The sequence below is a fragment of the Paraburkholderia fungorum genome (assembly GCF_003610895.1).
GTDB lineage: Bacteria > Pseudomonadota > Gammaproteobacteria > Burkholderiales > Burkholderiaceae > Paraburkholderia > Paraburkholderia fungorum_B.
Map to the genome: position 1 here is coordinate 21999 of NZ_MCAS01000028.1, position 16841 is coordinate 38839.

At 63.5% G+C, this 16841-nt stretch carries 13 protein-coding genes; 11 read left to right on the plus strand and 2 right to left on the minus strand.

The genetic code is table 11. The features are described from left to right. Positions 1 to 16: 16 nt before the first annotated feature. The 7 genes from BCY88_RS24370 (at position 17) to BCY88_RS24400 (ending at position 7163) form a co-directional block, all read left to right on the plus strand. Positions 17 to 1870, plus strand: a complete 1854-nt coding sequence (locus tag BCY88_RS24370) for an EAL domain-containing protein (protein ID WP_120346731.1) — start codon at positions 17 to 19, stop codon at positions 1868 to 1870. Between the two features lie 208 nt (positions 1871 to 2078). Continuing rightward, complete coding sequence (locus BCY88_RS24375; RefSeq protein WP_120346732.1) at positions 2079 to 3065, plus strand: LacI family DNA-binding transcriptional regulator; 987 nt, start codon at positions 2079 to 2081, stop codon at positions 3063 to 3065. After that, complete coding sequence (locus BCY88_RS24380; RefSeq protein WP_120346733.1) at positions 3062 to 4336, plus strand: AGE family epimerase/isomerase; 1275 nt, start codon at positions 3062 to 3064, stop codon at positions 4334 to 4336. The genes BCY88_RS24375 and BCY88_RS24380 overlap by 4 nt, the downstream gene beginning before the upstream one ends. A 5-nt stretch (positions 4337 to 4341) precedes the next feature. After that, positions 4342 to 5259, plus strand: coding sequence for a carbohydrate kinase family protein (locus BCY88_RS24385; RefSeq protein WP_120346734.1), 918 nt, complete (start codon positions 4342 to 4344; stop codon positions 5257 to 5259). A gap of 145 nt (positions 5260 to 5404) precedes the next feature. After that, the gene (locus BCY88_RS24390; RefSeq protein WP_120346735.1) at positions 5405 to 5635 is read left to right on the plus strand and encodes a hypothetical protein; all 231 of its coding nucleotides are present in this window, start codon (positions 5405 to 5407) and stop codon (positions 5633 to 5635) included. A 61-nt stretch (positions 5636 to 5696) separates the two neighbouring features. Then, the gene (locus tag BCY88_RS24395) at positions 5697 to 5942 is read left to right on the plus strand and encodes a hypothetical protein (protein ID WP_120346736.1); all 246 of its coding nucleotides are present in this window, start codon (positions 5697 to 5699) and stop codon (positions 5940 to 5942) included. 249 nt (positions 5943 to 6191) lie between these two features. Beyond that, complete coding sequence (locus tag BCY88_RS24400) at positions 6192 to 7163, plus strand: ion channel (protein WP_120346737.1); 972 nt, start codon at positions 6192 to 6194, stop codon at positions 7161 to 7163. A gap of 54 nt (positions 7164 to 7217) precedes the next feature. Here BCY88_RS24400 and BCY88_RS24405 read toward each other — a convergent pair whose 3' ends face one another. Next, on the minus strand, positions 7218 to 8333 hold the full coding sequence (locus BCY88_RS24405; RefSeq protein ID WP_120346738.1) for a porin: 1116 nt from the start codon (positions 8331 to 8333) through the stop codon (positions 7218 to 7220). A 400-nt stretch (positions 8334 to 8733) separates the two neighbouring features. Here BCY88_RS24405 and BCY88_RS24410 point away from each other — a divergent pair, with 400 nt between their 5' ends. The 4 genes from BCY88_RS24410 (at position 8734) to BCY88_RS24425 (ending at position 15887) form a co-directional block, all read left to right on the plus strand. Beyond that, complete coding sequence (locus BCY88_RS24410; RefSeq protein WP_120346739.1) at positions 8734 to 9630, plus strand: N-formylglutamate amidohydrolase; 897 nt, start codon at positions 8734 to 8736, stop codon at positions 9628 to 9630. Positions 9631 to 9652: 22 nt separating this feature from the next. Beyond that, positions 9653 to 10423, plus strand: coding sequence for an IclR family transcriptional regulator (locus BCY88_RS24415; RefSeq protein ID WP_120346740.1), 771 nt, complete (start codon positions 9653 to 9655; stop codon positions 10421 to 10423). Between the two features lie 13 nt (positions 10424 to 10436). Further along, complete coding sequence (locus BCY88_RS24420) at positions 10437 to 11927, plus strand: YfcC family protein (protein WP_120346741.1); 1491 nt, start codon at positions 10437 to 10439, stop codon at positions 11925 to 11927. A gap of 372 nt (positions 11928 to 12299) precedes the next feature. Further along, positions 12300 to 15887, plus strand: a complete 3588-nt coding sequence (locus BCY88_RS24425) for an indolepyruvate ferredoxin oxidoreductase family protein (protein ID WP_120346742.1) — start codon at positions 12300 to 12302, stop codon at positions 15885 to 15887. Between the two features lie 183 nt (positions 15888 to 16070). Here the strand turns inward: BCY88_RS24425 and BCY88_RS24430 are convergent, their stop codons facing one another. Then, a complete protein-coding gene (locus tag BCY88_RS24430; RefSeq protein WP_120346743.1) occupies positions 16071 to 16772 on the minus strand; it encodes a copper homeostasis protein CutC in 702 nt (233 codons plus the stop codon). Positions 16773 to 16841 lie beyond the last annotated feature (69 nt).

Consider the following 16841-nt stretch of genomic DNA (forward strand, 5'->3'; position numbering starts at 1 on the left):
GCTACGCCCAACTGCCATGCAACCTCGTTCGCCCTCCCGATCCGCTACGCCGCGCATCGAGGAGTTGATCGCCCGGCGTGACTTGTCCGCCGTGTTCCAGCCGATCATCGATTTCGACGGCGGCGCGATCCTCGGCTACGAAGGTCTGATCCGCGGCCCGGCGGGCACCTCGCTCGAAGCGCCGTTCGCCCTGTTCGCGCAAGCACTCGTCGAGGGCTGCACGCTCGAGCTGGAGCAGGCCGCCGCGCGCACCTGCATCGAGGCGTTCGCGCAGCTCGATTTCGACGGCAAGCTGTTTCTCAATTTCAGCGCGTGCGCGATCCGTCAATTGGCCGAAGCGCGCGACGACACGCTCGCGCTGCTGCGTCGGCGCGGCGTCGATCCGCAGCGGATCGTGATCGAGCTGACCGAGCAAAGCACCATTCTGGATGTCGCCAGCTTCGTGCCGGTGATTTCGGCGCTGCGTACCGAGGGCGCACAATTCGCGCTCGACGACTACGGCACCGCGAACGCCAGCATGAATCTCTGGGTCCGCCTGCAACCGGACGTCGTGAAGATCGATCGATTCTTCATTCATGGCATCTCCAGCGATTCACTCAAGTTCGAAGCCGTGCGCGCCATGCAGCACTTCGCCAACGCAAGCGGCGCGCGGCTGGTGGCCGAAGGCATTGAGGACGAAGCGGATCTGATCGTGGTGCGCGACATGGGGATCGGCTGCGGGCAGGGCTATTTCTTCGGCCGCCCGCATGCGCAGCCGTCCCGCAGCGTCACCGACGACGCCCGCGACGCGCTGCTCTCCGGCCACATCGCCGTGTTCCCGGAGACCACGCGCACGGTGAGCAGCGCGTCGCCGTCGGGCGGCATGGCGTCGGCGAAGATGATGGTGCATGCGCCCGCCTTGCCGCGCCATGCCACCAACAACGACGTGCTCGAACTGTTCAACCGCCTGCACGATCTGCACGCGGTGGCGGTGGTCGAGAACGACGAGCCGGTTGCGCTCATCAACCGCCGCAGTTTCATGGACCGCTACGCGCTGCCGTATCACCGCGAGCTGTTCGGCAAGCGGCCCTGCCTGCAGTTTGCGAACGCATCGCCGGTGATCATCGAACAGTCGATGACCGTCGAACAGATGGCCAAACTGCTTGCAAGCGACGACCAGCGTTATCTGGCCGACGGTTTTGTCATCACCGACAAGCACGGCAAGTACGCCGGCCTCGGCACCGGTGAGAAGCTGGTGCGCGCGGTCACCGAGGTACGCATCGAAGCCGCACGCTACGCGAACCCGCTGACCTTCCTGCCGGGCAACATCCCGATCAGTTCGCACATCGCCCGCCTGCTCGGCAACGACGCCGGCTTCTACGCCTGCTACGTCGATCTGAACCATTTCAAGCCCTTCAACGACCAGTACGGCTACTGGCAAGGCGACGAAGTGCTGAAATTCGCGGCCGCCGTGCTCGCCGATGTATGCGACCCGACCCGCGATTTCCTCGGCCACGTGGGCGGCGACGACTTCCTGATCCTGTTCCAGAGCGAAGACTGGAAGGAGCGCGTGCTGCGCGCGATCCACCTGTTCAACGAAGGCGCACAGCGCTTCTACGCGCCCGCCGACCGGCTGGCCGGTGGCATCCACGGTGAAGACAGGCGCGGCAACCCGACCTTCTTCGGCTTTGTGACGATGGCGATCGGCTGCGTGCGCGTCGAGTCGGACGGTGGCCCGTCGGCTTACAGCAGCGAGGAAATTGCGTCGGTCGCGGCGCTGGCGAAGCGGCGCGCGAAGCACGAGACGAGCGGCTTCGTGCTGATCGATGCGGATGAGAGCGTGGCACTGTTACGCGGGCAAGCCGAGGTGGCGGCGATGCCGTTCGACTGAGCGCGCGGGCGCGCCAATGCCAATACCGGCGCCTTGTTTAGTTTTTTTACTAAACAACATAAAAACGATCATCGCCCCTTGCCACGGGCATCTACGGGTATTTACGGGTGCGGGTATGTGGTTCATGAAGCGGTTTTAACGACGTTTTACTATACAATCGCCCGAACCCAAACACCGTACGGCCGCCCTCCTGCGGCCGCTTCATTCGATGGCAACAACCATCCGCGACGTCGCCCGCGCGGCCAGCGTGTCGATCGGCACCGTCTCACGCGCCCTGAAGAATCAGCCAGGCCTTTCCGAGGCCACCCGCGAGCGCGTGATCGAAGCGGCGCGGCAGCTTGGCTATGACGCCGCCCAGTTGCGTCCACGCATCCGTCGTCTCACCTTTCTGCTGCACCGTCAGCACAACAACTTCGCCGTCAGCCCATTCTTCTCGCACGTGCTTCACGGCGTGGAAGACGCGTGCCGCGAACGCGGCATCGTCCCTTCCGTGCTGACCGCCGGTCCGACCGAAGACGTGATCCAGCAGATGCGCGTGCATGCGCCGGACGCCGTGGCGATTGCCGGTTTCGTCGAGCCTGAGACGCTGACCACGCTGGTGGCGATGCAACGCCCGCTCGTGCTGATCGATCTGTGGGCGCCCGGCCTGCGCTCGGTGAATCTCGACAACGCCACGGGCGCCCTGCTCGCCATGCGGCACCTGTTCGAACAGCAGCGCAAGCGCGTCGCGTTCATCGGCGGCTCGCTCGCGCACTTCAGCATTGCCCAGCGCGCACTCGGTTACCGGCGCGCGTTTTTCGAAGCAGGCTTGCTGTTCGACCCATCGCTGGAAATCACGATCGACGCCGGCCTCGATCCCGACAGCGGCGCCGCGCGCGCGATGCACCAGTTGCTCGACGCGCCCGGCCCGCGGCCCGATGCCGTGTTCGCCTATAACGACGCCGCCGCGCTCGCCGCGCTGCGCGCGTGCCTCGCGCGCGGCATCCGCGTGCCCGAGGACATCGCGATCATCGGCTTCGACGACATTCCCGCCGCCGCTCATGCCACGCCGCCGCTGTCGACCATTTCGGTCGACAAGGAAGCGCTCGGCCGGCGCGGCGTCGAACTGCTGCTTGAAGACGCACCCGCTGAACTCGAAGTCCACTTGCCCGTCCATCTCATTGCCCGTGCCAGTACTTTGGTAAAAACGCCATGACGCAATCCGAACTGCTTCACCCCGCCAACAGCGCCGCCGCCGCGCCGCTCGTCGAGAGCTTCCGCAGCAGCGATTTCCTGCTCTCGCATGTGCAGGACACGCTGAAGTTTTACGCGCCGAACGTGCTCGATCCGAGCGGCGGCTTCTTCCACTTCTTCCGCGACGACGGCTCGGTCTACGACAGGACCACGCGGCATCTGGTGAGCACCTGCCGTTACGTCTTCAACTACGCGATGGCATATCGCCAGTTCGGCGATCCACAGCATCTCGAATACGCGCGGCACGGCTTGCGCTTCCTGCGCGAAGCGCATTGGGATGCCGCTCACGAAGGCTACGACTGGGAACTCGAATGGCGCGACGGCAGAAAACACACGCTCGACGCTACGCGCCACTGCTACGGCCTCGCGTTCGTGCTGCTCGCGTATTCGCATGCTGCGATGGCCGGTATCGAGGAAGCGAGACCGATGATCGGCGCGACCTTCGAGTTGATGGAACACCGCTTCTGGGATGCCGCCGCCGGCCTTTATGCCGACGAGGCGACGCCCGACTGGCGCGTCAGTTCGTACCGTGGCCAGAACGCGAACATGCACACCACCGAAGCGCTGCTGGCCGCGCACGAGGCGACTGGGCACCTGGTCTATCTGGATCGCGCGGAACGGGTGGCGTCGAACATCACGCTGCGCCAGGCGAAGCTCTCGCAGGGTCTTGTGTGGGAGCATTTTCACGCGGACTGGTCGGTCGATTGGCACTACAACGAGGAAGACAGCTCGAACATTTTCCGCCCGTGGGGTTTCCAGCCCGGGCATCAAACCGAGTGGGCCAAGCTGCTGCTGATTCTGGAGCGCTATCGTCCGTTGCCGTGGCTGCTGCCGCGCGCGATCGAGCTATTCGACGCCGCCATGACGCATGCCTGGGACGAAGACCACGGCGGCCTCTATTACGGCTTCGGCCCGGACGGCACCGTATGCGACCACGACAAGTATTTCTGGGTGCAGGCGGAGACGTTCGCGACCGCGGCGCTGCTTGGCAAGCGCACCGGCAACGAGCGCTTCTGGGACTGGTACGACGAGATCTGGCGCTACAGCTGGACGCATTTCGTCGATCACAAGTATGGCGCGTGGTACCGCATCCTCACCTGCGACAACCGTAAGTACAGCGACGAAAAAAGTCCCGCCGGCAAGACCGACTATCACACGATGGGCGCGTGCTATGAGGTGCTGGCGCACGCATTGCCTGACAGCGTGGCCGCAACGTCCGAATCCGCGGAGTAAGCATCATGAGCAACCTGAGCGCGAACACTGAATTCCCCTTCTTCGTCTCCGCCGGCGACATCCTCACTGATCTCGTGCGCACCGGCGCCTCGCAATGGCTCTCGCGCCCGGGCGGCGCCGGCTGGAACGTCGCGCGCTGCGTCGCGCAACTCGGCTTGCCGACCGCGTGCGCCGGGTCGCTGGGTGTCGACAACTTCTCCGACGAACTGTGGAACGCGAGCCTCGCCGCGGGGCTCGACATGCGCTTCATGCAGCGCGTGGAGCGCCCGCCGCTGCTGGCGATCGTCCATCAAACGCATCCGCCGGCGTACTTTTTCATGGGTGAGAACGGCGCCGATCTGGCGTTCGATCCCACGCGCCTGCCGGCCGGCTGGATCGAACAGGTGAAGTGGGCGCATTTTGGTTGCATCAGCCTGGTGCGCCAGCCGCTTGGCGACACGCTGGCCGCGTTGGCCGCCGAATTGCGCGCGCGCGGCGTGAAGATCAGTTTCGATCCGAATTACCGGAACCTGATGGAGCACGGGTACGAACCCACGTTGCGCAAGATGGCCGCGCTGGCCGATCTGATCAAGGTGTCGGACGAAGATTTGCGCATGCTGTTCAAGACGGACGACGAGGCCGGCGCGCTCGCGCAGTTGCGGGCCATGAATCCTGCCGCCACGGTGCTGGTGACGCGCGGACCGGAGGCGTCCATGTTGATCGACGGCGCCACGGTCGTAGAAGCCCGGCCGCCCCGGGTCGAAGTGGTCGATACGGTGGGTGCCGGCGATGCCTCGATTGGCGGCCTGCTGTTCAGCCTGATGACCGCGCCGCAACGGGCATGGCCGGAGCACCTCGCCTTTTCTCTCGCCGCCGGCGCCGCAGCTTGCCGCCATGCCGGCGCGCATGCGCCGTCCTTGGATGAAGTTGTCGCGCTGCTGTAGCTTTTTTGCCTTGTGCGGCGGGTATTGTTATCAAGCCCGGTTGCCAGGCCGGTTGCAGACGTCGAGCGCCGCGCAGGCGAAAACGGAACCCCGATCATCGTGCTAGGATGAAAAGACCCTTCCCTTTGGAAGAAGGAGCGTTGCCATGGAGGACATCACCTACACCAAGGGCATCTACACGGCCACCGCGTCGATAAGAGAAGTGCAAAGCGACACGTGGCAGGGCCTCGTCACCCTTTCCCGCGACGAAGGTGAAGCCAGCGCCGACCAGGAGACCACGGTCTACGAGGTCGACGCCACGTCGTCCACGCCGGAGGAAGCGCTCGAGGAAGCCAAAGCCCTCGCCCACCGCATCCTCGGGGAAATCGAACTCTAGGCAACCCGGCGCCGCGCCCGTTGCGCTGCGCCACCTGCGAATCAACCGGCTGGAGGCGATCATGGCTGAACAGCTCTTCCTCTACGGCGTGTACTCGATCCACGTCCGCCCTCTCGAACTCAGCGGCGCGCGCTGGGACGCGGAATATGAAATCCGGCATCGCGACAAGGCCGTCAAATCATGGACTACCGTGGGCGGCGACAACGGTTACGCGGACGAAGCCGAAGCCATCGCCGCAGCGCACCAGCAGGCCGTCGACGACATCGAACACGGCGCCGGCATTCCAAAGCCGCGGGCCTTTCCGTAGGCTCGCCGCGAGTGCGTTGAGCGACGCGCGTGTGCGTGCTTGTGTACCATCGAGGCGGGCCACAGCGTCGGCCGCGTTCGCCTGAAACGCCGCAAGCACGCGCTCGAAGCACCACGACGGCATCCCTGCCGGCCGCGCTGCATCATTAAACGCGTTACCTCCAGCGCCCCTGCAGCGCGCCGAAAATCACCCTCCGCGCGCTAACCGGCGTGCTACGCTTTGCGCGTTTTCCCTCTTCGCGAGCACGCGATGGCGACTGAATCACCCGACCGTCTTTCCAGTATCGGCGACGACGAAGCGCGTGCGCGGAAACGTCGTGCGCGCGGCAGCCGGGAAATGCGCCTGGACGATCGCGTCGTGGTCGCGCACGGCATGCCGACGCCGCTCTGGCAGGATCTCTACCACCGGGCACTGGTCGTGCGCTGGCCGACGTTTTTCGTCTCGCTCGCGGTGCTGTTCCTGCTGCTCAACACGGTGTTTGCGTCGCTCTACATGATCGGCGAGGCGCCGATTGCGAATCAGTTTCCAGCGGGTTTCGGCGGCGCGTTTTTCTTCAGTGTGGAAACACTGGCGACGGTCGGCTACGGCGACATGCATCCGCAAACTGTTTACGCACATTGGATCGCGACGCTGGAAATCTTCGTCGGCATGTCCAGCATCGCGTTGGCGACGGGGCTGATCTTCGCGCGCTTCTCGCGCCCGCACGCCAAGATCATGTTCGCCCGCTACGCAATTGTGCGGCCGCTCGAAGGCCGCATGACGCTGGTGGTACGCGCCGCCAACGCGCGTCAGAACGTCATCGCCGAAGCGCGAGCGAAGCTGCGCCTCATGCGGCTGGAGACCACCGTCGAGGGCTTTACGTTACGCAAGCTCTACGACCTGACGTTGCTGCGCGATCAGCATCCGGTGTTCAAACTGGGCTGGAGCCTGATGCACGTGATCGACGAAACCAGCCCGCTATTCGGCGAAACCGCCGAAACGCTCATAGGCCGGGACGCGTCGCTGTGGCTCACGCTCGAAGGAGTCGACGAATCGACCGCGCAAACCATGCAGGCGCGTCACATGTGGACTTGTGAACAGATCCGCTGGCAGCACAAATACGTCGACATCATGCATGAGGAAAACGGCGTGAGTCACATCGACTACTCGCATTTCGACGAGGTCGTGCCGCTCGACCCGACGCCCGTTGCCACCCCTGCAGCGAAAGCACCTGCGCCGTAAGCAGCGGCAAAACCCCGGCGAAACCCCAGCAGAACCCCGGCGAAAGCCGGTCGTTCAGAACTTGTGGCGAATCCCCACCACGCCCACCAGCTGGATGCTTGAGCTCGACGGATTGCTGATCCCTTCAATCGCCGCCACGGTATTCGACGACGAGCGCTGATAGATCGCGTTCACATACAGATCGGTACGCTTGGACAGGTAGTACTGCACGCCCGCGCTGGTTTGCAGGTAGTGCACGCTCGGCTTCGCGCTTTGCGTCGTATTGACCTGCGTGTACGTTTCGCCAATCGCGAACATCACGGCCGGCGTAAAGCGATAACGGAAACTGCCTTCGTAGTTGTTGAAGCGCTGCGATGCACCGGTCTGCAGATTGAACAGCGAGGTCGTGTACAGCATGCCGAAGGTCGCGTTGCCGAAGTCGTACGTGCCGGCGGCGCCCCAGATCTGCTGCTTCGTGATGCCCTTCAAAAACGTGAAGTAGTTGTCCGACGGAATCGCGCCGGTCGGATCGAGCGCCGGGTTATCGAGCACCACGTAAGCAACGCCGAGATGGAACGGCCCCTGCGCATAGGTACCGCCGACGCTCCAGCTGCGGTTCGCCGCAAAGTTGGTCGCGTTGGAGAAGCCGTACATCGCATTGCCCTGGAAGCCGGCGAAGGTCGGCGTCACGTATTTCACCGAGTTGTCGGTGCGAAACGTGTTGTTCAGATCGTCGGTATCGAACGGATGCAGCGCGTACTGCGTCAGCGACGTGCTCGCACCGATCTGCAGCGGCGCCAGCGAATCCTGCGCGGCGTTGTACTGACGGCCCATCGTGAAGGTCCCCCAGCGCGGGTTCGACAATCCCACCCACGCCTGACGGCCGAACATGCGGCCGTTCGCGCTCGCCGTGCCGGTTTCGATGTTGAAGCCGTTCTCCAGCTTGAAGATCGCCGCGGTGCCGCCGCCCAGATCCTCCGTGCCCACCATGCCCCAGCGCGTACCCTGTTCGTTGCCGCCGGTCGCCTGCCAGGTCGTGCTGCCTTTCTGATTGCTCGTGTAGGTCATGCCGGCGTCGACGATGCCGTACAGCGTGACGCTCGACTGCGCCGCGACGTTGTCACTCGATGCCGCGAGCACCGCACCGATCCCCGCGCCTGCAAGCGCCATCACCAAACCTTTGCTGTTCATCTGCGTTTCCTTTTTATGAGTGTGTGAACTTGCCCTGTCGAAGCCGATCATTAGCCACCTGATCGCTCTTCGTCTTTTGTTTTATTGCATAAAACAACGTATCGTTTATTATTCGAAACGCAAAATTGATCGGTCAAGGCTCTGCAGAAATACTGGTTTGCCCGCATTGACCGCGCAACTCACCGCTGGGGGTTTTACTGGGTAACACGGCGCAAATCCTTGACCAGAAAGGATTTCAAAATAGATGATCCGGACAGCAAGGCTTTCGACGAGTAACTTGACCCGTCATCAGGTTCGTCGTTAAATATTGATATGCTGTTTTATTTAATAAAACACACAAGCCACTGACTCCGGTCCCGACGCCCTGCGAAGCGCGCCGGCCACCCGAAAGGAATTTGTTTTGACGCCCGAGAGCAACACTTTTGCCGCGCCCGCTGGCGCGCCGTTCTTTGTCGCGGAACCCACTGCGGCTGCGCTGCCGATCCTGTTCGATTCACCGCACAGCGGCATCGCGCTGCCGGCCGATTTCGGCACGTCCGCGCCGGCCGGCGCGATTCGCAGTTCGTGGGATGCATTCGTCGACGAACTGTGGGCCGGCGTGCCGGAGCAAGGCGGCGTGTTGATCGGTGCGCATTTCCCGCGCGCCTATATCGACCCGAACCGCGCCATCACGGACATCGACGTGCAACTACTCGCCGAGCCGTGGCCCGAACCGCTCGCGCCGGAGAAGTACACGCTGCGCGGCATGGGCCTGATCCGGCGCGACGCGCTGCCGAACGTGCCGATGTACAACCGCAAGCTGTCGGTCGCCGAAGTGCAGCATCGCATCGACGCGTACTACCGGCCCTACCGCGCGGCGCTCAGCGCCGCCGCCGAGCGCGCTTACGCGCGGCACGGCGCGCTGTGGCACGTCGATTGTCATTCGATGAAATCGCGTGGCAACGAGATGAACGTCGACGCCGGCGCGGCGCGGCCCGACTTCGTGATCAGCGACCGCCGCGGCACCACCGCGGACCCCGCCTTCACGCAATGGGTAGCGGACTATTTCAGCGGCGCGGGCTATCGCGTGCAGGTGAATGAGCCGTATCAGGGCGGCGATCTGCTCACGGCCGTGAGCGATCCCGCGCGGCGCAGACACAGCATCCAGATCGAGCTGAATCGCGCTCTGTATATGGACGAAGCCGCGTTCGTCAAACACGCCGGCTTCGACGCACTCAAGCGGGACCTCGACGCCTTTGCCGCCACGCTCGCCGACTACGTCCGCGCGCAACTTGCCACGCCCCGTCCGGCTCAATGACGCAACGAGAGAAGGAACAACCGTGAACTACATCGTCGATTCCGTCGACAGCGCGCTCAGCTTGCTGAGCCATGTCGCCGAACATCCTGGCCTCGGTGTCACCGAGCTCGCCAATCAGCTCGGCATCAACAAGTCGCGCGCTTACCGCATGCTGTGCACGCTCGAATTGCATCGCTTCGTGGTGCAGGACACGCGCGCCTCGACCTACGCGCTCGGGCCGCAGGCCTTCGTGATCGGCGTCGCGGCCGTGCAGCAGAACACGCTGGTGCGCTCGGCGCAAAAGCACATGCTCGCGCTCAACCAGGCGATCAACGAAAACGTCGTGCTGCGCGTGCGCGAAGGGCTCGAAACGGTGTGCGTCGCGCGTTGCGAAAGCACGCACGAGATGCGCACCATCGGCGCGGTGGGCAACCGGCGCGCGCTCAACAGCGGCGCGTCCGGCAAGATCCTGCTCGCGTTCGCACCGGACGCGGTGAAGACCGAATACTTCGCGCGACTAAAGAAATTGCCGCAGCCGCCAGACCTGCTGAAGCTCGTCGACGAACTCGATGCGATCGCGCGCAAAGGCTACGCGGTCAGCGTGGGCGAAGTGACAGCCGGCGCGGTCGCAATCTCGGTGCCGGTGCGCGACGTCACCGGAGAAGCCGTGGCCGCGGTCAGCGTGTCCGGGCCGGAAATGCGCATTAGCCGGATCGAGATTCCGGATTACCTCGAACGTCTGCAAGCCTGCAGCCGCACGATCTCCGCCGAACTCGGCTACGCCTCGCCGCACATGAATCCGCTGCCGGCATGACAGGAACCCGCCCATGACCACGCTTACGCCACCTGCCCCACCCGCAGCGCCCGCCGCCGATGACGACCCGCCGCGAGATCACCATCCCGGCAGCGGCAGCGATGAAAAGAAGCCGCACGGCAAGATGCTGCATCCGGTAGTGATGATGATCTGGGTCGTGCTCGCCGCCGTGGCGATGACCTATCTGATCGACGCCGGCCGCTTCGAGCGTCACGACAAGCTGGTGGTGCCGGGTACTTATCAGGTCGTGCCGAAGAGCCACAGTCTCGCGACGCTGGTCGCGCCGGGCGTCAGCAAAAGCACGCCCGAGCAGGCTATGCCGGCGAGCCTGGTGTCGGCATTCGTCGCGGTGCCGAACGGTCTCATCAAGAACGCGCCGCTGATTTTCATGGTGATGTTCGTCGGCGGAATGTTCGGTGTGATGCGCAAGACCGGCGTGGTGGATGCGGGGATCGACCGGCTCCTGCAACTCACCGCCGGGAATGTCTATGTGCTCGCGCCCCTTCTGATGGTGCTGATCGGTCTTGGCAGCACCTTGCTCGGGTTCATCTCCGAATACCTCGTGATCATTCCGATGGTCATGGTGCTGGCGCGGCGGCTCGGTCTGTCGAACCTGTTCGCGGTAGGGCTGGTTGCGATTGCCGCGAAGGTCGGTTATATCGCCTCGGTGACCAATCCGCTGTCGCTCGCCGTCGCGCAGCCGATCGTCGGCGTGCCGCTCTTTAGCGGGATCGCGATGCGCATCGGCGTGTTCGTCGTGTTCCTGACGCTGGGCATACTCTATCTGCTGGCGCATGTGCGTTTGAGCGGCTACCGGCTGGCTGCCGCAAAGGCGAGCCTCGACGAACACCCGCAAGCGAAGCTGTCGGGCCGCCACAAAGCGACGCTGATCGTGTTGACGATCGCCGCCGCCATGCTGGTGATCGGCACGCGTGAATTGCGTTGGGGCAACGTGGAGTTGTCCGCGTTCTACGTGTTCATCAGCATCGTGACGGCCGTGGTGGGCAGGCTCGATTCGCGCAGCGCGGCCGATGCTTTCGTCGACGGTATGAAGGGGATGATTCTGGCCGGCTTGTTGATCGGACTCGCGGCATCTGTCGAACTGATTCTGCAGAACAGCCTCGTGCTCGACACGCTGATCGACCATTTCACGCGGCTCGCGCGCGGCCAATCGGCGGTGTGGGTAGCGAACGGCCTGATGGCCGTGCAGATGGTGCTGGACGTGTTCATTCCGTCAGTCTCGGGCAAGGCCGCGGTCAGCATGCCGATCATCGGACCGATTGCGCAATTGTCCGGCGTCAGCGGCCAGACCTCGGTGCTTGCTTTCGTTCTGGGCGGCGGCTTGACGAACATGGTGACGCCGACCTCGGGGATGCTGCTCGCGTATCTCGCCACCGCACGGGTCGGCTTCGGGCAGTGGATCAGGTTCATCCTGCCCTTGTTCGTGGTGCTGCTGTTGCTCTCGGGTGGTGCGCTCGCGCTGGCCGTCTGGACGGGGTACTAGAACGCACAACGCACCCGCGTCAGGCGGCTTTGCCCACCGGCCGGAAAAAGGCCGGTTGGGGTCCGATTCGGGTCCGGGTCAAGGTCGATTCCACCCTCGCGCAGCACACCAGGGCATACCCGAATTCGTTCATCGCGTGGCAGATCCATCTCAACACTTCATTAAAACGCGTGACCCGTCGCGCGGTTTCGTTGAACGCCCGGATAAGTAGAAAAAATTCACTCCAATTGGCGCTAAAAAATAGAGTCTCTTTCGCCGCGCCGCCTTTTGTGGCCCCCACTCCACGGCGCGCGGAGGCAAAACCGCAATCAATTGCATGGGATCGGAGTAAGCGCTAAAGCGCCAACTCCGATCGACAATGGAGACTCACCCATGACCGCTCGCCTGCCCATCGACGGCACGCCCGCACTGGCCGATTACAAGCTTTCCGATAACCTCACCGCGACGCGCGGCCGGATCTTCCTGACCGGCACGCAGGCGCTGGTGCGTCTTGCGCTGATGCAACGCGCCGCCGATAAGGCGCACGGCCTGAACACCGCCGGCTTCATCAGCGGCTATCGCGGCTCGCCGCTCGGGATGGTCGACCAGCAGTTGTGGAAAGCGAAGAAACTGCTCACGGCGAGTGATATTCGCTTTTTGCCGGCGATCAACGAAGAACTCGGCGGCACCGCCGTGCTCGGCACGCAGCGGGTGGAATCGGACCCGGAGCGCACCGTCGAAGGCGTGTTCGCGATGTGGTACGGCAAGGGCCCCGGCGTGGATCGCGCGGGCGACGCGCTGAAGCACGGCAACGCGTACGGCTCGTCGCCGCACGGCGGCGTGCTGGTGGTGGCGGGCGACGACCACGGCTGCGTGTCGTCGTCGATGCCCCATCAAAGCGACTTCGCGTTGATGGCATGGCATATGCCGGTGGTGAATCCGTCGAACATCGCGGACATGCTCGAGTTCGGCCTGTACGGCTGGGCGCTGTCGCGTTTCTCGGGAGCGTGGGTCGGCTACAAGGCCATCTCGGAGACGGTCGAGTCCGGCTCGACGGTGGACCTCGATGCGCTGACAACCGAATGGGCCATTCCGCAGGATTTCGCCGCACCTGCCGGCGGCTTGCACAATCGCTGGCCCGATCTGCCCAGCCTGACGATCGAATCGCGGATGCACGCGAAACTCGACGCGGTTCGCCATTTCGCGCGCACCAACAGCATCGACAAATGGATTGCGCCGAGCCCGCATGCGAACGTGGGTATCGTCACGTGCGGCAAGGCGCATCTGGACTTGATGGAAACGCTGCGCCGGCTCGATCTGACCGTCGCCGATCTGGAAGCGGCCGGCGTGCGAATCTACAAGGTTGGCCTGTCTTTCCCGCTGGAAATGACGCGCATCGACGCGTTCGTCTCCGGTTTGTCTGAAGTGCTGGTGATCGAGGAAAAAGGCCCGGTCATCGAGCAGCAGATCAAAGACTATCTGTACAACCGCACACAAGGCACGCGGCCGATCGTGGTCGGCAAGAACGCCGAGGACGGCACGCTGCTGCTGTCGTCGCTGGGTGAATTGCGGCCGTCGCGCATTCTGCCGGTGTTCGCGAACTGGCTCGCGAAACACAAACCGGCGCTCGACCGGCGCGAGCGTGTGGTCGATCTGGTGGCGCCGCAAATCCTCTCGAATGCGGCGGATAGCGTGAAGCGTACGCCGTATTTCTGCTCGGGCTGCCCGCACAACACATCGACCAAAGTGCCTGAAGGATCGATCGCGCATGCGGGGATCGGCTGTCACTTCATGGCGTCGTGGATGGAGCGCGACACCACCGGCCTGATTCAGATGGGCGGCGAAGGCGTCGATTGGGCCTCGCATTCGATGTTCACGAAAACGCGCCACGTCTTCCAGAATCTCGGCGACGGTACCTACTTCCACTCGGGCATTCTCGCGATCCGCCAGGCCGTGGCCGCGAAAGCCACCATCACGTACAAGATTCTCTATAACGATGCCGTGGCGATGACCGGCGGCCAACCGGTCGACGGCAGCATCTCCGTGCCGCAGATCGCGCGTCAGGTGGAAGCCGAAGGCGTGTCGCGTTTCGTCGTGGTCAGCGACGAGCCGGAGAAATACGACGGCCATCACGACCTCTTCCCGAAGGGCACCACGTTCCATCATCGCAGCGAAATGGACACCGTACAGCGCGAATTGCGCGACACCGACGGTGTGACCGTGCTGATCTACGACCAGACCTGTGCTGCGGAAAAACGCCGTCGCCGGAAAAAAGGCGAGTTTCCCGATCCGGACAAACGTCTCTTCATCAACGAAGAGGTTTGCGAAGGCTGCGGCGATTGCGGCGTGCAATCGAACTGTCTGTCGGTGGAACCGGTTGAGACCGCGTTGGGACGCAAGCGCCGCATCGATCAGTCGTCATGCAATAAGGACTATTCCTGCGTGAACGGTTTCTGCCCGAGCTTCGTCACGGTGGAAGGCGGCAAGCTGAAGAAAGCCGCGGGCGCCGCATTCGATCCGGCCGCGCTCGCCGCACGCGTCGACGCCTTGCCGATTCCCGCGACGCATCTCGATGCAGCGCCGTACGACATCCTGGTGACGGGTGTCGGTGGCACGGGGGTCGTGACCGTGGGCGCGTTGATCAGCATGGCCGCGCATCTGGAAGGCAAGAGCGCGTCGGTGCTCGACTTCATGGGCTTCGCGCAAAAGGGCGGCTCGGTGCTGTCGTTCGTGCGCTTCGCCGCGCGCGACGAGTGGCTCAATCAGGTGCGTATCGACACGCAGCAGGCCGATGTACTGCTCGCCTGCGACATGGTGGTGGGCGCGAGCGCCGATGCCTTGCAAACGGTGCGGCATGGCCGCACGCGCATCGTCGTCAACACACACGCGATTCCGAATGCGACCTTCGTGCAGAACCCCGACGCGACGCTGCACGCCGACGCATTGATCGACAAGATGCGTCACGCCGCAGGTGAAGACCGCATGTCGACGTGCGACGCTCAGGCACTCGCCACGCGCTTCCTTGGCGACACCATCGGCGCGAACATTCTGATGCTCGGTTATGCCTGGCAACTCGGTCTCGTGCCGGTGTCGTTCGCCGCGATGATGCGCGCGATCGAATTGAACAACGTCGCGGTGCAGATGAATCAACTGGCGTTCTCGATTGGGCGTGTGGCTGCGGAAGACCTCGCCGCGCTCGAATCGCTGTGGCAAGCGCGGCATCTGGCGAAACAGGTCGTGCGTGTCGATACGCTCGACGAACTGATCGCGCATCGCGAGGGTCGTCTACAAACGTACGGTGGCGCGAGCTACGTGAAGCGCTATCGCGCGCTAGTCGATGCGGCGCGTCGTGCCGAAACCGCGGTCGATGCAAAGAGCGAGCGCATCACGCGTGCCGTGGCGACGACGTTCTATCGCCTGCTCGCGGTGAAGGACGAATACGAAGTCGCGCGTCTGCATACGGATGCGGCATTCCGTGAAGCACTGGAGGCGCAATTCGAAGGTGTGGCGGGCAAGGACTTCGGCATCAAATTCAACCTCGCGCCACCGACGCTCACCCGTCCACATGCGGGCGTCAATCCGACCAAGAAGACTTTTGGTCAGTGGATGTGGCCGGTGCTCGGCGTGATGGCGAAGTTCAGCAGTTTGCGTGGCACGATGCTCGATCCGTTTGGCCGCACGCTGGAACGCAAGATGGAACGCGAACTCGCCGGCGACTACGAAACCACGTTGCAACGTGCGTTCTCGAAGCTCAACGCGAACAATCTGGAAGACGTCGCGAAGCTCGCCGATCTGCATGCGCGTGTGCGCGGTTATGGTCACGTAAAGCTGGCGAATCTGGCGGGCGTGAAACGCGGCGAACGCGATCTTGCTGCGCGTTTGCAGATTGAAGCGGCGACGGGTGCATCGGTGAAGAAGTCGCTGGAAGAAGTGAAGGGCGCTGGGCAGTTGCGCGGGATTCCGGTGGTCGTCGCGAAGTAGTTCTTTTGCGCTGTGGATGAAAAATGCGGCTTCGAGCTAAACCTCGAAGCCGCATTTTTTTGCCTGACGGTTTGGCTACGCGTTGCGTTCAGTCGCGCTAATTCCTTGCTGCACGTTGCGTCCGGCGGATGCTGATTTTTTGCTACGCGCTATGTCTGGTGGTGCTGACTTTATCTCGATGAATCAGCTATGCGTTGCGTCCAACAGCGCTCTCACCTGCGCGACTTTCGCTGCGTCGACAGGTGCGAGACCGTTACCGCCAACGCGGACGCCGGAACCGAAGTGAACTGCCTGAACTTGCGTCGCGCCGACGAAGCCAGCCACTTCATCAATCGTCAAACCCGCCCCCGCCAGCACTGTGCAATGTGAGCCGGACGCTTGCCGCACCAGGTCACGTATGATCGACTTCGCCTGCAGTACCGACGGTTTTCCGCCAGAGGTCAAGACGTTCGTCACAGCATCGAAACCGAGCAGCACGTCGAGCGCTTTCTGCAGATCGCGGGTTTCGTCGAACGCACGGTGGAACGTGATGGCCAGACCGTCGGCCGCTTCGATGGCGCGCGCGAGGCCTTCGCGATCGATCTCACCGTCTGCCGTCAGCATGCCGATCACCACGCCGTTCGCGCCGGCCGCTTTGACCGCCCGCACGTCGCGCAGCATCACGGCGTAGTCGTCGGCGTCGTACACGAACGAGCGGCTATGCGGACGCACGATCACGTTGACCGGTGCGGATGTTGCTGCAACCACCGCTTCGATCAGGCCGAGGCTCGGCGTCAAGCCGCCCTCGCCCATCGCGGTGACGAGTTCGAGACGGTTCGCGCCGGCCTGCACGGCAAGCCGGGCGTCGGCGACGGTAGTGGCGATGACTTCGAGTAGGACTGACATAAGCGCGGCTGTGTCGTTAAAAGCGACATGATCGCAGAACCGCCGCGCGCTCTCCTGATCTGAACCACC